This is a genomic window from Paenibacillus tengchongensis, assembly GCF_008973665.1.
In the GTDB taxonomy this organism is placed as follows: domain Bacteria; phylum Bacillota; class Bacilli; order Paenibacillales; family Paenibacillaceae; genus Paenibacillus_AQ; species Paenibacillus_AQ tengchongensis.
This window is the reverse complement of sequence record NZ_WACP01000015.1, coordinates 167151-182389: the sequence shown is the minus strand read 5'-3', so window position 1 is coordinate 182389 and position 15239 is coordinate 167151. Positions and strand designations below refer to the sequence as shown.

Below are 15239 nucleotides of genomic sequence, written 5' to 3'. Positions count from 1 at the left end.
CAATACTAATCGGTCGAGGGCTTATCCAAAATTACCCCAAAAAGTGAAGCGAAGGCTTCGGAGAGTACACCGAGTACTTTTCGGGGACCCCGGGACACCCAGTAAGGGCTAAAACGCACATTCGTTTCGATCCAGTTTTCAGGCGATCAAGCCTGATATACTATTCCCTGATAGCTCAGTTGGTAGAGCACTCGACTGTTAATCGAGTTGTCACAGGTTCGAGTCCTGTTCGGGGAGCCATATGGAGAGGTGTCCGAGTTTGGCCGAAGGAGCACGATTGGAAATCGTGTAGGCGCCACAAGCGTCTCGAGGGTTCGAATCCCTCTCTCTCCGTAGCATTACCTTTAGGAATTAAAGCATGGCCCGTTGGTCAAGGGGTTAAGACACCTCCCTTTCACGGAGGTAACATGGGTTCGAATCCCATACGGGTCACCAATTTTGTCTTGATTTCAACAGATGGAATTTGGTACAATAATAATTGTTCGTTTATGGAGGCTTAGCTCAGCTGGGAGAGCATCTGCCTTACAAGCAGAGGGTCGGGGGTTCGAACCCCTCAGCCTCCACCATGATTACCCTCAAAAGGGATATACAAGATCATACTTTTACTGACGCGGGGTGGAGCAGCCCGGTAGCTCGTCGGGCTCATAACCCGAAGGCCGCAGGTTCAAATCCTGCCCCCGCAATTGTTCCCCAACTTGATTGTGGGAACCCAGTAGTACCTGAACGTGGAACCGTGGTGTAGAGGCCTAACATGCCTGCCTGTCACGCAGGAGATCGCGGGTTCGAATCCCGTCGGTTCCGCCATTCTTTTAGAGAAGTGAAGTTATGGCTCGGTAGCTCAGTCGGTAGAGCAAAGGACTGAAAATCCTTGTGTCGGCGGTTCGATTCCGTCCCGCGCCACCATTATTACTCAAACAATTGAATATGCCGGTGTAGCTCAATTGGTAGAGCAACTGACTTGTAATCAGTAGGTTGGGGGTTCAAGTCCTCTCGCCGGCACCATCCCGTGGAGGCTTAGCGAAGTGGCCAAACGCATCAGACTGTAAATCTGCTCACGTACGTGTTCGGTGGTTCGAATCCATCAGCCTCCACCATCTTTAGGGGCATAGTTTAAAGGTAGAACAGCGGTCTCCAAAACCGTTAGTGTGGGTTCAATTCCTGCTGCCCCTGCCATTTTTACTTTACAATTTAATGAGGCGGTCGTGGCGAAGGGGTTAACGCACCGGATTGTGGCTCCGGCATTCGTGGGTTCAAGTCCCATCGATCGCCCCATAACCGTAAATTGTATGTACAACTAAAAAAGAATAATATTATGGCGGTCGTGGCGAAGGGGTTAACGCACCGGATTGTGGCTCCGGCATTCGTGGGTTCAAGTCCCATCGATCGCCCCATTATTATGACAACAAACGAAGATGTTGGGGATTAGCCAAGCGGTAAGGCAACGGACTTTGACTCCGTCACTCATAGGTTCGAATCCTATATCCCCAGCCATTAATGCGGACGTGGCTCAGCGGTAGAGCATCGCCTTGCCAAGGCGAGGGTCGCGGGTTCGATTCCCGTCGTCCGCTCCATTAAATCTGGCGCCATAGCCAAGTGGTAAGGCACAGCTCTGCAAAAGCTCTATCCCCAGTTCGAATCTGGGTGGCGCCTCCAGTATTAAGCCGGCGTGGCGGAATGGCAGACGCGCTCGACTCAAAATCGAGTGGGAAACCGTGGAGGTTCGAGTCCTCTCGCCGGTATAAACTAAAGACTTGTTTGATTACTTCCAAGTAACCAAACAAGTCTTTTTTATTTTATTAATTGATTTATTCATGGTTCCCACGGATCCTATCTTCGAGTTGAACTCTAAATAGACATAAATTTTCGATTTACCTCACCCTCTGTCATTCCTACTTAACCCGCCATATATCTGATAAATCCAGGAACGCAAAAGTTCTTGTGGGAGGCTCATTAAAGTTTAAAGACAATAAGGCTGTTTAAATATTCAAACTATTGCGGGCCGCTCCAATTCAGAAGCATCTTGCCTCTAATACTGATCCTGGAAATTGCCGCTGTTATATCTACTTGCTGATAGGGTAGACTTCGATTAAACTTTAAGAGGGTATGTATCTATTTTGCTTAAATAGAATTTATTTCAAATTTATTATGAGCTAAGAAAATCTAAATTTTTCAATTTATTCATGTGACAAAATGGGGGTTAGCTATGCATCAAATAGAGGGAAAGCTTTTGCTTATTCATTCTTCCCATTTTTTTTCATTAAGTCCAGCTATTCAGGTGGAAATTTTTCATATTTTTTATAATCTGAATTACAGATCAATTTTATATATGACGCATGACCATCATGCGACCGAAGATATTATTCAAGAAGCTTTTTTGAAAACAATATACAATTCTCCAGCCGTAGAGAACGAACGACAGCTAATAGGGTGGATTAAAGTAATTGTTCGTAACCTGGTTTTCAATTATTTGCGTAAAATGAAGAAGTGTCGTCACAATATCGATGTTGGGAGTGTGTTTATAGAAACAACTTCTTGTGGAACTCCAGAGTCAGTGGAAAGCCTAATAGAAGCTAAATTACTTGAAGAGCAAATTTTACAATATTTAAACAGAATGAAGCCGGAATATCGTTTTCTAATCGAGTTGCGCTGGAAATCCGGGCTGTCCTATTATGAAATTGCTCAAGAGCTTAATATGACGGAGGAAAGAGTGCGACAGAAGCTTCACAGAGCTAGAGATTTGCTGAAAGCTAGATTTTTTAGAAGGGGAGATAAATAAAGACACATTAGAAGTTCAGTGAACAGTTCGGATCCGACTCTAAAATAAAAAAGTTTCCGAAAAAAAATAAAAAAATGAAACATATAGTAATTTCAGGTGTTTATATGTATATGCTTTTATTATCCATATTCTGAGAGAAGGAGGTTAAAGATGGGAACATATATTAAAAATGTGATATTCCTTCGAGAATACTGCTATGTTGATTTTGATAGAGCCATTTTTGTGAATCATAATCTACTATGCGCGTTATCAAGAATTGAGACATCCTTGCTTTCTTGCCTTGTTTCAAAATTAGGGCATATCGTAACATATGATGAGTTAATTACTTATGTAACCGAACCGATTACACCAAATGAGCTTCATGTACATATGTCACGAATTCGAAAAAAGATAGAAGATAAATCTACCCCGAACAATTTAATTTCTGTTAGAAGAGTAGGCTATATTCTCGTCTCTACATAAAAATCATTGTTGCCGTGTCGAATCAATTGCAATATTGAAAGTAATTCGACAGGAATAATATGGTAATATTTAAACAGATAGAACACTATCTGCCACAATAATTTAATGTGGGAGGGAGGATATACATAATATAGGTTGGCGTTTTCATCTGTTGTTATTCTATTAAGGCCATTTATCCAATGGCAAACCATTTTGAGGAGGCAAGTCCAATGCGTATTAAAAAAGTGCTCTTAGCAATTGTAGTTACTTTGTCCCTTACTTCCAGTATTGCTTTTGCACAACCGGAGACAGCCACAGTTTCACAAGATTCAGCGGTACAACAGGAGTATCAGGCCGCAGTGAAAAGCTATGTTGAGAATTTCGTGAAAGATGCTTATGCTCCTTATTACGTTATCAATTCAATCAATCTTTCAACATCTGATTTTAAGATTGACCAAGGCAAACTAACCACCAGAGTCAATGTATCCCTGAACAAAACGCTAAAAGCAAAGTCTGTAAATGAACTTCCTTATGTGAAGGGTCTCAGCAGCAAGTTGAAATCACTCAAGCTATCCAGAGCTGCCAATGTAACCGATGCCGAACAGGTAATTAAAGATAAAGTCCAAGATCTTCAACAGTATATTGGGACATCAACGGATCAAAATGATTCGTTTCGCGTGAGTGCGGATATTATCGACAACCAACTTGATCTGAAAAATTCTCAGCTTGAGTTTTTAAATGGTCTTGTTGATTGGATACCGGCAACATATTTTATCCCGGAATCTGAAACCACAATTGCAAAAAGCGCAGAGGCGGATCTGGTAAATGCCATTACAGTCAACCGCAGTTATGCAGTTAAGCAAGAGGCTAGTTTAATTCAACCCCTTGCCGCCGTTAAATATGACCGTCTCGCAGCAAGGGACTATGCAAATAAATATACTTCGGAAGTGACCTCATCGCTTGGATATGATACCAGCAAATGGAATCCTAATTATGCGTGGCATACAGAAAGTGGTGGGGTGGATTGCGCTAATTATGTTTCTCAAGCCATCTATGCGGGAGGTATTCCGCAGGACAGTACATGGAAACCGGAAAGCACGGCTTGGGTTAATACTGGACGTAACATCTCTAATGGGTTGAAACAATATATGGTTGATACAAAAGGTTATTTCTATAAAACAACGAAAGCCGGAACCTCTGCAGGCGGTTTTATCAGCGCTACTGGTTACTCTCATGTAATGTTTATTGTTGCAAATGATGGTGTGACGATGTTGTTCAGTGCGCATACAAATGATCGTTTAAAAGCTTCCTTTGCAAACTTTAGCAGCAGTTCGTATGAGTTCTATTACATCAATGCTTCTTATCTGTAAAGTATGACAAAAACGGTTAAGCGGAGATTGGGCGCTTAACCGTTTTTTTTCATGATTCTAATCAATTAGAAAGTCAATTCTTTTTTCTGTAACATCATTACTCAAGTTCAGGTATTCTGTTTTTAATGCTAAATCCTCTGAGCTATATTGTACGTCTGTTGGTGTATTTATTGTGAAGACGACATTATCTCTTTCGCCGATCTTGTAGATATGAATATTCTTCATCAGTTCTGGTCCTTCGGAAGACCATACTTCTTTGGGCCAAACAGTCATTCTAAAGAGTACTCCACCATGACTTTTGTTGGATTTATCAATAAAGTCGTAGCTTTTGGTTTTTAACTCCGAATTTGCGGTATACACCACTTCATACTTACTCTTCCACTGCTGAGGAAACTGGATATTTATATGCTGTTCAGATATTGCAAAAACATCCTTCTGTGCGAGCTCACTATGATACTGCTCTGCAGTTTTGGGTATTGATTCCAACTCGTCAAATCTATACTTTAGTCGTTCTATAAAAACCAGTGCCTCGGTTCTCGTAACGGGATCATTTTTCATGAATCCTTGTATGGATCTTTCCGTTTTCCCCTTTGCTATGCCAATATCCAAAAGATATTGAATGGAGTCATCAACGGTAAAATTTTTTCCGGTTGCGTTGACTAAGTACCGAGCTACATTTCCTCTGTTCAAGGCAGCCTGCTCGGAAGGCTGAAGCTCTGTCCAACCAAGCTTATTGCTATAGCTCAAATAAGGTCCGACCCAATCCTGAAAATTTTGGTTTGAATTAAAGTCCAAAGGCTGATAGCTTCGGATAAGCATTGCAAGAAATTCGCCTTGACTTACCTTTGCATCAGGTTTAAATGTTCCGTCAGGATATCCCTCAACTATCTTATGCTCGATTGCTCTTTCAATATAATCCTCTCCCCAAAAGTGATTTGGAACATCTTTAAACATGTTTGATTGCTCAGCCAGGGCAATATCCGCATTAACTACGAGACCAATGCCCAAAACACATGATAACAGCTTTCTCATAATAATTCTCCGATCTCCTTTCGTAAATTAGATCCATTCCCTAAGCCGAGGGTAAGCATATTGATTGCACTTGCTTTCGTAAAGATTGCCTTCAAAGTATATAAACACCTGAAAAGGATGTTAGTTGTATAAAATGTAAAAAACTTTAGGTCGGCTCGTCCCAGCCTTTCAGGCAAAAAAAGGGGGACTATCCCAAGCAGCCATTAATGGCTTATGGGACAGCCCCTTGAAGATTTCTCTACTTGGACCTAGCTTGTTTTTTTCGCGGACTAATGGCTCATAAGCGATCGAAATATAAAATGGGGTGCTTCCCCGTCCTGGTGAAGCACCCCATCCTGTGACGTCAGAGCAGCTTACGGCAGCTTGTTGCCGGCAGCCCGGTACACTTCGTACCATTCCTGCCGGGTCAAAGTAATCTCCGAAGCCTTGGCGATGTCGAGCAGGCGCCGGGTATTGGTCGTGCCGACAATCGGCTGCATATGCGCCGGATGGCGGAGCAGCCAGGCAATGGCGATGGCCGTATCGGCTACGTCCTTCTCTTCGGCCAGACGGCCGATGACCTGGTTCACTTCAGGGAATTTCTCATTGCCGAGGAATACACCCTCAAAGAAGCCATACTGGAACGGCGACCAAGGCTGGATCGTCATGTCATGCAGGCGGCTGTATTCGAGAATCCCGCCATCATGGACGACCGAGGCCGAGTTCGTCATGTTGACGTTGAAGCCGGCGTCAATCATGCCGGTAACCATTACGCTGAGTTGCAGCTGGTTGAAAAGCAGCGGTTGCTTGACGTTCTTTTTCAGAAGTTCAATTTGCAGCGGATTGAGGTTGCTCACCCCAAAGTGCTTGACCATACCTTTCTGCTCCAGATAGTCAAAAGCCTCAGCCACTTCCTCCGGCTCCATCAGTGTATCCGGACGGTGCAGCAGCAGCACATCCACATAATCGGTCTTGAGGCGCTTCAGACTGCCTTCGACGGAAGAAATGATGTGCTCCTTGGAGAAGTCAAAGAAGCCATGGCGGATACCGCATTTGGTCTGGATCAAGAGCTGCTCGCGCATTCCCGGACTTGCGGCTACGACGTCACCGAAGACCTCCTCGGCTTTGCCGCCGGCATAAATATCGGCATGGTCAAAGAAGTCGATCCCTGCCTCCAAAGCGCTGTGAATATGCTTGTCCGCTTCCTGGGGCGACAAGTCGGCAATGCGCATACAGCCCAGTGAAATTTCGGCAACCTCCAGGGCGCTGTTTCCTGCTTTTATTTTGTTAACCATCAGAGTTCACTCCTTATAGTTATAAAGTTTACCTATCAAAGTGTAGACCTTAGAGCTAACTGTAAGTCAACCAATTTCATGACAAGCTTTCCAAGCCCGCAGATTGGTGTTACCTTAAAGATAGAATACTATGCCGAAGGCGTTCGGCGGAGGGGAGCTGCCAGCATGGGATACAGCATCAAAACCATAGCACAAAAAACCGGGCTAAGCCAATATACACTGCGTTATTACGAAAGGGAAGGCGTGCTGCCGGAGGTGTCCAGGGATGCCAACGGTAACCGCTGCTTTCACGATGAGGATCTGGAGCTGCTGTCATTGATCCGCTGTTTGAAGGATACCGGAATGCCGATTGCCGAGATCAAGCAGTTCATCACTTTGTCGAGAGAAGGCCGGGAGGCGCTGTCGGAGCAGTGCAAACTGCTGGAGGCGCATAAGCGGCAGATCGAGGAGAAAATTCAATTTTTTCAAAGCTTCGCCCAGAAAATCGACCACAAAATCGCTTATTTCAACTCTCTGGAACAAGAAGCTAAGGCCGAAATGAAGTAATGCACCGTTCGGATTGCCTGTGAGAAATTTCGCTGCAACTTGTGAGGGAGCCTTAATAAACGCTGTTAATTGCCCTTTGTGTAATGTTAATTGACATATGTTTTGGCCATTCGATGACAAACAGAGTTTCTGCATTGACTGAAAAGCAAGCGATGATATGATATAAGTAATCAAGCAAAGATATTCCTGTTTATCTGTTATCTAATATGACATAGAAAAGACCGGATATCTTTCTTTTTGAACTGAATAAGCTCTTGTATAAGCTCAATAATTCGGGTTGAGCGTTTCGACCAGGCGACCGTAAATTGCCCCAGGCTACAAGAGGTATAGGATAGGGATTGCTGTTCACCGTGATTGTTACTGCGGGCCATGAATGCTTTCTGTCTTGTACCTTTTGTTACCTGGGGTTTATTTGTTGTGCGCGCCTAATTATCCTAAACGAAGAGGTGTGTATTCATGAGCTACGATCTGATTATCAAAAATGCCAACATCCCGCAGGGCAACCGTCAGGTGCTGACGGATATCCTGGTCAAGAACGGCGTCATTGCCGGGTTCGCCAAGGATATTGAAGCTGAGGCTGCCGAAATCATCGATGCCGGAGGCAAGCTGGTCCTGCCGGGGGTTATTGATTCCCATACGCATTTTAACGATCCTGGCTTTACTCACCGTGAGGATTTCGTTACCGGTACGAGCAGCGCTGCCGCAGGCGGGGTCACGATGATTGTCGATATGCCATGCTGCAGTGTGCCTTCGGTCCGTTCCGCCGACAATCTGTTCAATAAGCTGAACGCGCTGGAAGGCAAAGGGATCGTTGACTACGCGATGTGGGGCGGGATTACCGGCGAGGATGTGCGCAATAACGTGCTGCCTGAGATTATAAGCGAGCAGGTGGCTAACGGCGTAGTAGCCTTTAAGGTATACATGACGCCGTCCGTGCCCAGCTATCCGCGTGTAACGGACCCTGAAATGCTGGAGGCATTCGCTGCCGTATCCCCTACGGGGCTGCCGATCGGCATTCACGCTGAGAACTTTGCCATCTGCGATTATTTCACTAATAAGCTAAAAGGTGAAGGGCGCATGGATTACCCGGCCTGGGCGGAAGCGCGTATGGCACTCGCCGAGAAAGCGGCGATTCAGCTCGGCATCAGCTTCGCCGAAGAGACGGGCGCCCGGCTGCATATCGTGCATATGAGCACGGCGGCAGGCAACGAGCTGATCCGCGAAGCCAAGCTGAAGGGCACCAAAGTGACGGCCGAATCCTGTCCGCACTATTTGACGCTGAACGCGGTGGATGCGATGACCGAATTCGGTACGTTCGCCAAGATTGCGCCGCCGCTGCGCACGGAGAAGGACAACGAGGGGCTATGGCAGGGCCTGCAGGACGGCACCATCGACTTTATGGCTACCGACCATGCGCCTTATGAGATTGCCACCGAGAAGGATGCACCGGGCATGGACGTCTGGACGTCGTTCCCGGGTATCCCGGGGGTGGAAACACTGGTGCCGATTATGATCAGCGAAGGCTATAACAAAGGAAGACTGAGCCTTTCCCGCCTGGTTGAGCTGCTCTGCACTAACCCGGCTGTCCATTATGGTCTGTATCCGAAGAAGGGGGCGCTGGAGATTGGCACCGATGCCGACTTCACCATCGTCGATCTGGAGAAGGAATGGACGCTCGACAAAGACCAAATGCACTGTAAGCCGAAATATACGCCGTTCCACGGGATGAAGCTGAAGGGCAAAGTCGATAAGACAATTGTCCGCGGGACGCTGGTGTACGACGAAGCGCTGGGCGTCATCGGCAAGCCGGGCCACGGTGAATACGTCAAACGGCAAACGATCAGCGAGCTCCCGCGCCTGCTGAAATACTAAGACCGGAGAGAGGGAGGAAGCATAATGGCCAAACATGCGATTGTAGTTATTGATATGCTGAATGATTTCATTCACCCGGATGGGGCGCTGACCTGTCCGAACGGGGCGGGTATTGTTCCGGCGCTGCAGGACCTGATTGAATTCAGTCATGAGAATGAAATACAGGTAATCTTCGTGCAGGAGGCGCACCGCAAGAATGATGCGGACTTTAAGGTCAGACCGGTCCATGCCATTAAAGGTTCATGGGGCTCGGATTTCATTGCTGAGCTGACACCGGACGAGAGCAAAGGCGATTATGTGGTACAAAAAAGACGCCACAGTGCCTTCAGTTATACGGATATGGACCTGTTCCTCCGCGAAGAAGGGATTGACACCGTTGTGGTTACGGGGGTATGGACTAACGTCTGCGTCCGCTCCACGGCCTCCGATGCGATGTATCATACGTACAAGGTCATGTGCATCAGTGACTGCTGCGCCTCGAAGGATGAGGATATGCACATCTCCGGCCTGCGCGACATCGGCATCTTCGGTCAGGTGGTCACGCTGGAAGAGTACAAAGCGAGAAATATGGTTGTGAAGGGTTAGAGGGAATAGAACTGCGATTTCCAACTAAAATCTGCAATCCAAAGGCTCCGTTACTGCCGGCAATACAAGGCAGTAACGGGGCCTTTGGCGTGTTAGAGAGGACTGCTCTGCAGGGGTTCAGTTAAACCGCTGCCTGAACTGGCGCGGCGAGATGCCTTCCTGCTTCATAAAGCTGGAGCTGAAATAAGGCGCCTGGTTGAAGCCGACCTCTTCGGCGATGCGGGCAATCGGGAAGCTGGTCTGCATCAGCAGCAGCTTGCTCTGCTCAATGCGGTAGCGGAGCAAGTATTCCATGGGCGAGCAGCCGTATTCCCGGTTCATGCAGCGGGCAATGTAGACCGGATGAAAGTTCAGGCTGTCGCCGAGCATCGCCGTCGTTACCGGTTCACGGTAATGCAGGCGCAGGAAGGAAGCCGCCTGCTCGGCGCAGGCTTTGGAGGATAACACCGGCCGTTCACGGTCGATGGAGGCCGAAAGCAGCTGCAGGATCTCCTGGAACAGCAGCTGCTGGCGGAGCCGCACCGAATCGAGGTGCCCGTTCACCTTCAGCTGCTCAAGCTGGAGCAGCAGCTCCTCCATCCGTGCAGGCTGAAGCAGGGTAGTGTACTGCGAGAGCCACAGATTGAACACATGATAGTCGCAGAACGCAGCCGGCTGCGTCTCATCAGAAGTCCCCATCCCTCCGGGACCGGCTTCCGGAGCCGTAACGGCGCTCCAGCTTCCGGTGGTCTGGAAATGCAGCCAATAGCAGGGCGTCTCCTCACGGCAGCCTTCGGTTCCGAAGTGATGACAATCCGGGCGCAGAATGAGCGCTTCCCCGGCACGCACCTCGTACCTGCGGTCTTCTTCGCCAACATAAAGGCAGCCTCCCGTGACCACCAGCAGATCGAACATCTGCAGATTGTGACGGTTCATATGCCGTTCACCCGGGAGAAAGGTTCCAAATCCGGAGACCATATAGTGGGGGAGCGGGGGGGCGGAAAATTGCAGCAATGTCATGACAGGCCTCCTGCAGCCGCCAGCTTCCGGCATGAGCCAGTGCCTCGGCCCATGCCGGAGCCTGCAGCTCTGATGGTTGGGATATTGAAAGTTTAGGTTGGGAATGTGGTACATTTCCCCGAGTATATCACCTATAATTTACTTCTAGCAAGGCGATAATACGGCTTGTCCAAACATACAGATGATGGAAGCGGGTAGTGAGAGGAGAGTTCATTTAATGAAAACCGGAAGTGGGAAAATCGGACTGTGGATGCTGGCCTGGCCGATTTTTATTGAGATTTTTCTGCAAACCCTGTTGGGTACGGTGGATACAATCATGGTCAGCCGAATCTCCGATGACGCTGTGGCCGTGGTGGGAATATCGAGTCAATTATTTAATGCGCTGACGGCCTTGTTCACAACCTTTGCGGGAGGAGCGGGTATTCTGATCGCCCAGCGGCTCGGTTCGGGCCGCGGAGAAGACGCCCGGAGCATCGCGATCATGGGGGTGTCGGTCAGTGCCGTGCTGGGTGTTATCGTCAGTCTGATTCTGTTCTTCTATGCCGATCCTATCGGACGGATGCTGCAAATATCGGGTGATCTGGCGCCGCTGGCTCATGTGTACCTGACTTATGTCGGCGGGGGATTGTTCCTGGTCGGTATGACTGCCGCGCTCGGGACCGCGATCCGCAACACGGGCAACACCCGGGGGCCGATGTATACTGGTGTAGCCGTCAATGTGCTGCATATCGTGCTTAATTATATTTTTATCTTCGGGATGTTCGGTCTGCCCGAAATGGGGCTTGGCGGGATTGCCATCTCGAACGTCATCAGCCGGTTATTCGGTGTAGCGGTGCTGCTCTATATGTTCTGCGGATCATTTGAGCGGAAGATTAAATTCCGCGATTTTAGAGTATTCCAGCGGAATCTGTTCAGCGAAATTCTGCGGATCAGCTGGCCGCTGGGTCTCAACTCATCGGCCTGGGTCATCTCGCAGCTGGCGATGTATATGTTCATGGCTATGCTCGGAGCCCAGGAGCTGGCGGCCCGCACCTATCTGAACACGCTGGAGTCGTTCTGCTTCACGCTCGGTTACGCCATTGCCATGGCCGGGCAAATTCTGACCGCCCATCTGTTCGGAGCGAAGCAGACAGAGGCGGTTTACCGCGGAGCCTACCGTACGATGTTCATCGGGCAGGTGATCGTCGGCGCCAATGTGCTGATCTTGTTCCTGTTCGGCAAAGTGCTGCTCGGCTTCTTCACCGAGGATCAGGAGATTATCGCCATCGGCGTATCGCTGCTCGCGCTGAATCTGCTGCTGCAGCCGAGCAAAATGCTTAATATGGCGATGGGCAACGCCCTGAACGCCATCGGCGATACCCGGTTCACGATGACGATCTCGATGCTCTCCATGACGCTGATCGGGATCGGCGGCTCCTACCTGCTGGGAATCTCTGCAGGATGGGGACTGGTCGGCATCTACTGCTCCATGATTACCGACGAGCTGCTCCGTGGGGTACTGGTGCTGATCCGCTGGCGGCGACGCAAGGTGCTGAATGCGGCGGCTGCGGAGGAGACAGGCGAACGGCCGCAGTCATTGGAGCCGCAAAGCGGCTTGTCAATGTCGTAAGAGCGGTGTCCTGCAATAACCGAAAAGACCAGCTTGTATCCAAGCCCCGGAACAGGTTCCATCAGGGAATCGTTCCGGGGTCTTTTGGTATGGCGCAGAGGGTAAGAGCTACACAGTGGAGAACGGCTACTATAAGCTGACCGGCCTGGACAATGTTCAGGCAGAGTGGGCGAAGTAGAAACAGTTATAATGAAGAAGCTTAGGCGTTTAAGGGCTTCATCCGCCAGGCTGCTGCCCAAAAGACTCATTTGCATATAAACGTCATAAGCAGTACGGCCGGCGGAATAGGGGAATTCACGCGAATAATTATCATGTACGGCAGCCAGCCAGTAATCCAGATACTCGCCTGCATTCAGTCCGCTATTCTTGCTGATTTCTGCGGCAAACATTTGATCCTTTGCAAGAATGTCGGGAAATAGCTTATAGAACAAATCCGGGTCAATCGTACTGCGCATAACGATACTGTAGTCCAGATGGCTGTTTCCGATGGAGGTATAGGCAATGAAATCTGCTGTCCGGTCGAGTGAGTCAAAGGCATGTTCCGCATGCAGGCGCTGCATGGCTTCAGAGAACAGCAAATAATAGCCCCTGGCCAGAATCCCCGTTTCAAAGGCAATTAACGGAATATCACTCTCACCCCAAAGGATGTCTTCCTCCAAGAATGAAGGATAGTCCATTAAGTCGCGAAAATGAGCCAATATTCTGCCGGCATCACCCATCTCTTCATTCCAGAATTGGAGCGGGAATTCGCCAAGGCTGTATTTCAGGTGCTGCGCATTTTGGCTGCCTGCGGGATATGTACCGTATTTGTTGTGATAATGGGTAAGGGTTTCTTCATATTTGGCAACGGTATTGAGATAAACGATGGACTCTTTAAATTCACTCGTGCGCAGGCAAAAGACATAAACTTCCCGGTTATCCGGGCTGTCCGCAAAGATGCGGATGGCTTCGCGGCAGCCTTGAACCAGCGTATCGATAAATGTATCCGCGTCAATAATCTGGACGCTGTGCGGTTTCTCCGCACTGTATCTGATCTGGCCCTCTTCGCATACCAGATAATAACCCGGCTTATTGATGGGGGGTAGTCCGGAAAGCAAGCGGCCGATTCGTGAATCCTCAATAAACATTTTACACCTCTCCGTAATAAATTTGGTTAATTATACTAGTTGTTCATCGCGAGAATGATACCTTCCATCAACAGCGCTCGGCGATAGCGGTCACCGGCAGGACCGTGTCCTCCAGCAGGCGGCTTACCTGATTTTACTGTACAAAAGAGAACTGTAGCGCATCATAAGCCGGAGTATAGGACGGCAAACGGAACAAGCCCGCCTGGCACAAGGCCGGGGGCTGCCGCAATGGGGGGAGATACGGAGGTGCATTGCGATTCTAAGCGGGAATATTACAAAAGCTGCCGGCTTACCGGTTCGGTAATTTGCATCCGCAGTGGCGTTACTTGATAGGCATTGACGGGGGCCAGGTCCTGCGAGCAGGCAGAGAGGGCAACGATGCAGTCGGTCAGTGCCAGGAGTGCCACATAATCGCCGGGCCGGGACAACGGTTCCTCGATCACATAATCCAGATTCTCATCGAGAGCGTTGTTCATGAACCAGTTGATTGGATCGGGAATTTCTCTGGGCTCCAGGCCGTATTGCCGCAAGGCCTTCTGCAGGTTATCGTGGCAATTGGGATGCTCTTCCAGACCGAAATCGACCTTGTACCGGTAATAATCGCAGGCCGGAAAAAAGAAATCATGCTTGCCCACGGTATCCCGGGTCAGCTGCATCAACGGCCGTCGCCGGTTGCTGTACAGGCCGTCGCCCGGCTTCAGCCGGATACTGCTGAGCGAAGAGCGCATATGCACCGGGGAGACATGCTCCTCCGGGTCGTCAGCGTTAAAACAGACGAAATCCCCGACCTGCTTGCCCTCCACATCGATAATGTAGAGGGTCTGGCCTTTGCGGATGCGGGCGCTGCGCCCTTCATACGGGGGGACGGTAATTTCTTCAATGATGCGTTCATCGGCACGCATGGTTCAGCCGCCTCCTTATTCGATAAATACGGCCACGGCCCGTACCGGAGAGCCGGTGCCCTTGCGGATTCGGAGCGGAAGCCCGAAGTACAGAAAACGCCGCTGGGCTACCCGGTCCAGATTGCACAGATTCTCCGTATTGGTCAGCTTGTATTCGCGGCAGATCAGATGTCCGGAGAAATCCGGATCCAGCGGGTTGTCGATCGACGGGGCGTCAATGCCGATATTGACGACACCCTGCTGCGCCAGCCATTCCGCCGCTCCGTAATCCAGGCCCGTATAGCGGGTCAGCCATTCGTCTGTACCGTATGCGCGGTTGTAATGGCCGGTATACAGCAGAACGATGTCGCCACGGTCAAGGTGAAGATAGCCGCGCTGCAGCGCCTGCTCCAGATCGCGGCGGGTAATGCAGCCATCCGGCGAGATATGGGAGAGATCCAGACAGACGGCCGGGCCGTAGAAATACTCCAAAGGCATCTCGTCGATCGTCTGCCCCTGCGGATCGTATTCATAGGTGGCGTCGCTGTGGGTCGGCCCGTGCTCGTTGATCAGCAGGTTGTTCGTGGCGAACTCGAAGCCGAGCTTAGCCTTGCTCTCTTCATGGCTCATATTGGGAAAAATCATTGTCTTCTGATGCGGCGGGAATACCGGCATTCCCTGATAGATTTCCTGGGACAAGTCGATAACCTTGATGCCCATGGGTTCG

General features: G+C 49.3%; 12 protein-coding genes, 16 tRNA genes and 1 riboswitch. Of the genes, 23 read left to right on the top strand and 5 right to left on the bottom strand.

The genetic code is table 11. The annotated features are described in order from the left end of the window. Positions 1–164 precede the first annotated feature (164 nt). The 19 genes from F1381_RS22850 (at position 165) to F1381_RS22760 (ending at position 4587) form a co-directional block, all read left to right on the top strand. Positions 165–240, top strand: a tRNA-Asn gene (locus F1381_RS22850). Between the two features lie 3 nt (positions 241–243). Further along, positions 244–333, top strand: a tRNA-Ser gene (locus tag F1381_RS22845). 27 nt (positions 334–360) lie between these two features. Next, positions 361–435, top strand: a tRNA-Glu gene (locus F1381_RS22840). 55 nt (positions 436–490) lie between these two features. Further along, positions 491–566 (top strand) — tRNA-Val (locus F1381_RS22835). Between the two features lie 43 nt (positions 567–609). Further along, positions 610–683: transfer RNA gene (locus F1381_RS22830), tRNA-Met, on the top strand. A 44-nt stretch (positions 684–727) separates the two neighbouring features. Further along, positions 728–804: transfer RNA gene (locus F1381_RS22825), tRNA-Asp, on the top strand. 23 nt (positions 805–827) lie between these two features. After that, a tRNA-Phe gene (locus F1381_RS22820) sits at positions 828–903 on the top strand. A 23-nt stretch (positions 904–926) separates the two neighbouring features. After that, positions 927–1002: transfer RNA gene (locus F1381_RS22815), tRNA-Thr, on the top strand. A gap of 6 nt (positions 1003–1008) precedes the next feature. Next, a tRNA-Tyr gene (locus tag F1381_RS22810) sits at positions 1009–1094 on the top strand. 5 nt (positions 1095–1099) lie between these two features. Continuing rightward, positions 1100–1173 (top strand) — tRNA-Trp (locus F1381_RS22805). A 23-nt stretch (positions 1174–1196) separates the two neighbouring features. Next, a tRNA-His gene (locus tag F1381_RS22800) sits at positions 1197–1272 on the top strand. A gap of 43 nt (positions 1273–1315) precedes the next feature. Then, positions 1316–1391 (top strand) — tRNA-His (locus F1381_RS22795). Between the two features lie 25 nt (positions 1392–1416). After that, a tRNA-Gln gene (locus F1381_RS22790) sits at positions 1417–1491 on the top strand. A gap of 5 nt (positions 1492–1496) precedes the next feature. Beyond that, positions 1497–1571 (top strand) — tRNA-Gly (locus tag F1381_RS22785). Positions 1572–1579: 8 nt separating this feature from the next. Continuing rightward, a tRNA-Cys gene (locus F1381_RS22780) sits at positions 1580–1653 on the top strand. 7 nt (positions 1654–1660) lie between these two features. Beyond that, positions 1661–1739, top strand: a tRNA-Leu gene (locus tag F1381_RS22775). A gap of 443 nt (positions 1740–2182) precedes the next feature. Next, the gene (locus tag F1381_RS22770; RefSeq protein ID WP_187355528.1) at positions 2183–2776 is read left to right on the top strand and encodes an RNA polymerase sigma factor; all 594 of its coding nucleotides are present in this window, start codon (positions 2183–2185) and stop codon (positions 2774–2776) included. A 150-nt stretch (positions 2777–2926) separates the two neighbouring features. Next, positions 2927–3238, top strand: coding sequence for a helix-turn-helix domain-containing protein (locus F1381_RS22765; protein WP_151737140.1), 312 nt, complete (start codon positions 2927–2929; stop codon positions 3236–3238). Between the two features lie 209 nt (positions 3239–3447). Then, complete coding sequence (locus tag F1381_RS22760) at positions 3448–4587, top strand: amidase domain-containing protein (RefSeq protein ID WP_151737139.1); 1140 nt, start codon at positions 3448–3450, stop codon at positions 4585–4587. Positions 4588–4644: 57 nt separating this feature from the next. On the opposite strand, the gene F1381_RS22755 is transcribed toward F1381_RS22760, so the two are convergent. Both F1381_RS22755 and F1381_RS22750 read right to left on the bottom strand, forming a co-directional pair. Further along, complete coding sequence (locus tag F1381_RS22755; RefSeq protein ID WP_151737138.1) at positions 4645–5619, bottom strand: S-layer homology domain-containing protein; 975 nt, start codon at positions 5617–5619, stop codon at positions 4645–4647. Between the two features lie 353 nt (positions 5620–5972). Next, positions 5973–6893, bottom strand: coding sequence for an aldo/keto reductase (locus F1381_RS22750; RefSeq protein ID WP_151737137.1), 921 nt, complete (start codon positions 6891–6893; stop codon positions 5973–5975). Positions 6894–7058: 165 nt separating this feature from the next. Here F1381_RS22750 and F1381_RS22745 point away from each other — a divergent pair, with 165 nt between their 5' ends. From F1381_RS22745 to F1381_RS22735, 3 genes are all read left to right on the top strand, one after another. After that, the gene (locus F1381_RS22745; RefSeq protein ID WP_151737136.1) at positions 7059–7439 is read left to right on the top strand and encodes a MerR family transcriptional regulator; all 381 of its coding nucleotides are present in this window, start codon (positions 7059–7061) and stop codon (positions 7437–7439) included. Between the two features lie 234 nt (positions 7440–7673). After that, a riboswitch (purine riboswitch) is annotated at positions 7674–7777 on the top strand. Between the two features lie 118 nt (positions 7778–7895). Beyond that, positions 7896–9311 carry an allantoinase AllB gene (gene allB / locus F1381_RS22740; RefSeq protein WP_151737135.1) on the top strand — a complete coding sequence of 472 codons (1416 nt, stop codon included), beginning with the start codon at positions 7896–7898 and terminating at the stop codon, positions 9309–9311. 24 nt (positions 9312–9335) lie between these two features. Further along, positions 9336–9896 (top strand): cysteine hydrolase family protein, encoded by a 561-nt coding sequence (locus F1381_RS22735; protein WP_151737134.1) that lies wholly within the window; start codon positions 9336–9338, stop codon positions 9894–9896. A 117-nt stretch (positions 9897–10013) separates the two neighbouring features. Here the strand turns inward: F1381_RS22735 and F1381_RS22730 are convergent, their stop codons facing one another. Then, positions 10014–10895, bottom strand: coding sequence for an AraC family transcriptional regulator (locus tag F1381_RS22730; protein WP_151737133.1), 882 nt, complete (start codon positions 10893–10895; stop codon positions 10014–10016). Positions 10896–11112: 217 nt separating this feature from the next. Between F1381_RS22730 and F1381_RS22725 the strand changes: the two genes are divergently transcribed. Next, the gene (locus F1381_RS22725) at positions 11113–12504 is read left to right on the top strand and encodes an MATE family efflux transporter (protein ID WP_151737132.1); all 1392 of its coding nucleotides are present in this window, start codon (positions 11113–11115) and stop codon (positions 12502–12504) included. 1399 nt (positions 12505–13903) lie between these two features. Here F1381_RS22725 and F1381_RS22720 read toward each other — a convergent pair. Both F1381_RS22720 and F1381_RS22715 read right to left on the bottom strand, forming a co-directional pair. Beyond that, positions 13904–14533 (bottom strand): DUF1989 domain-containing protein, encoded by a 630-nt coding sequence (locus F1381_RS22720; RefSeq protein WP_151737131.1) that lies wholly within the window; start codon positions 14531–14533, stop codon positions 13904–13906. 15 nt (positions 14534–14548) lie between these two features. After that, positions 14549–15232, bottom strand: coding sequence for a cyclase family protein (locus tag F1381_RS22715; protein ID WP_151737130.1), 684 nt, complete (start codon positions 15230–15232; stop codon positions 14549–14551). Positions 15233–15239 lie beyond the last annotated feature (7 nt).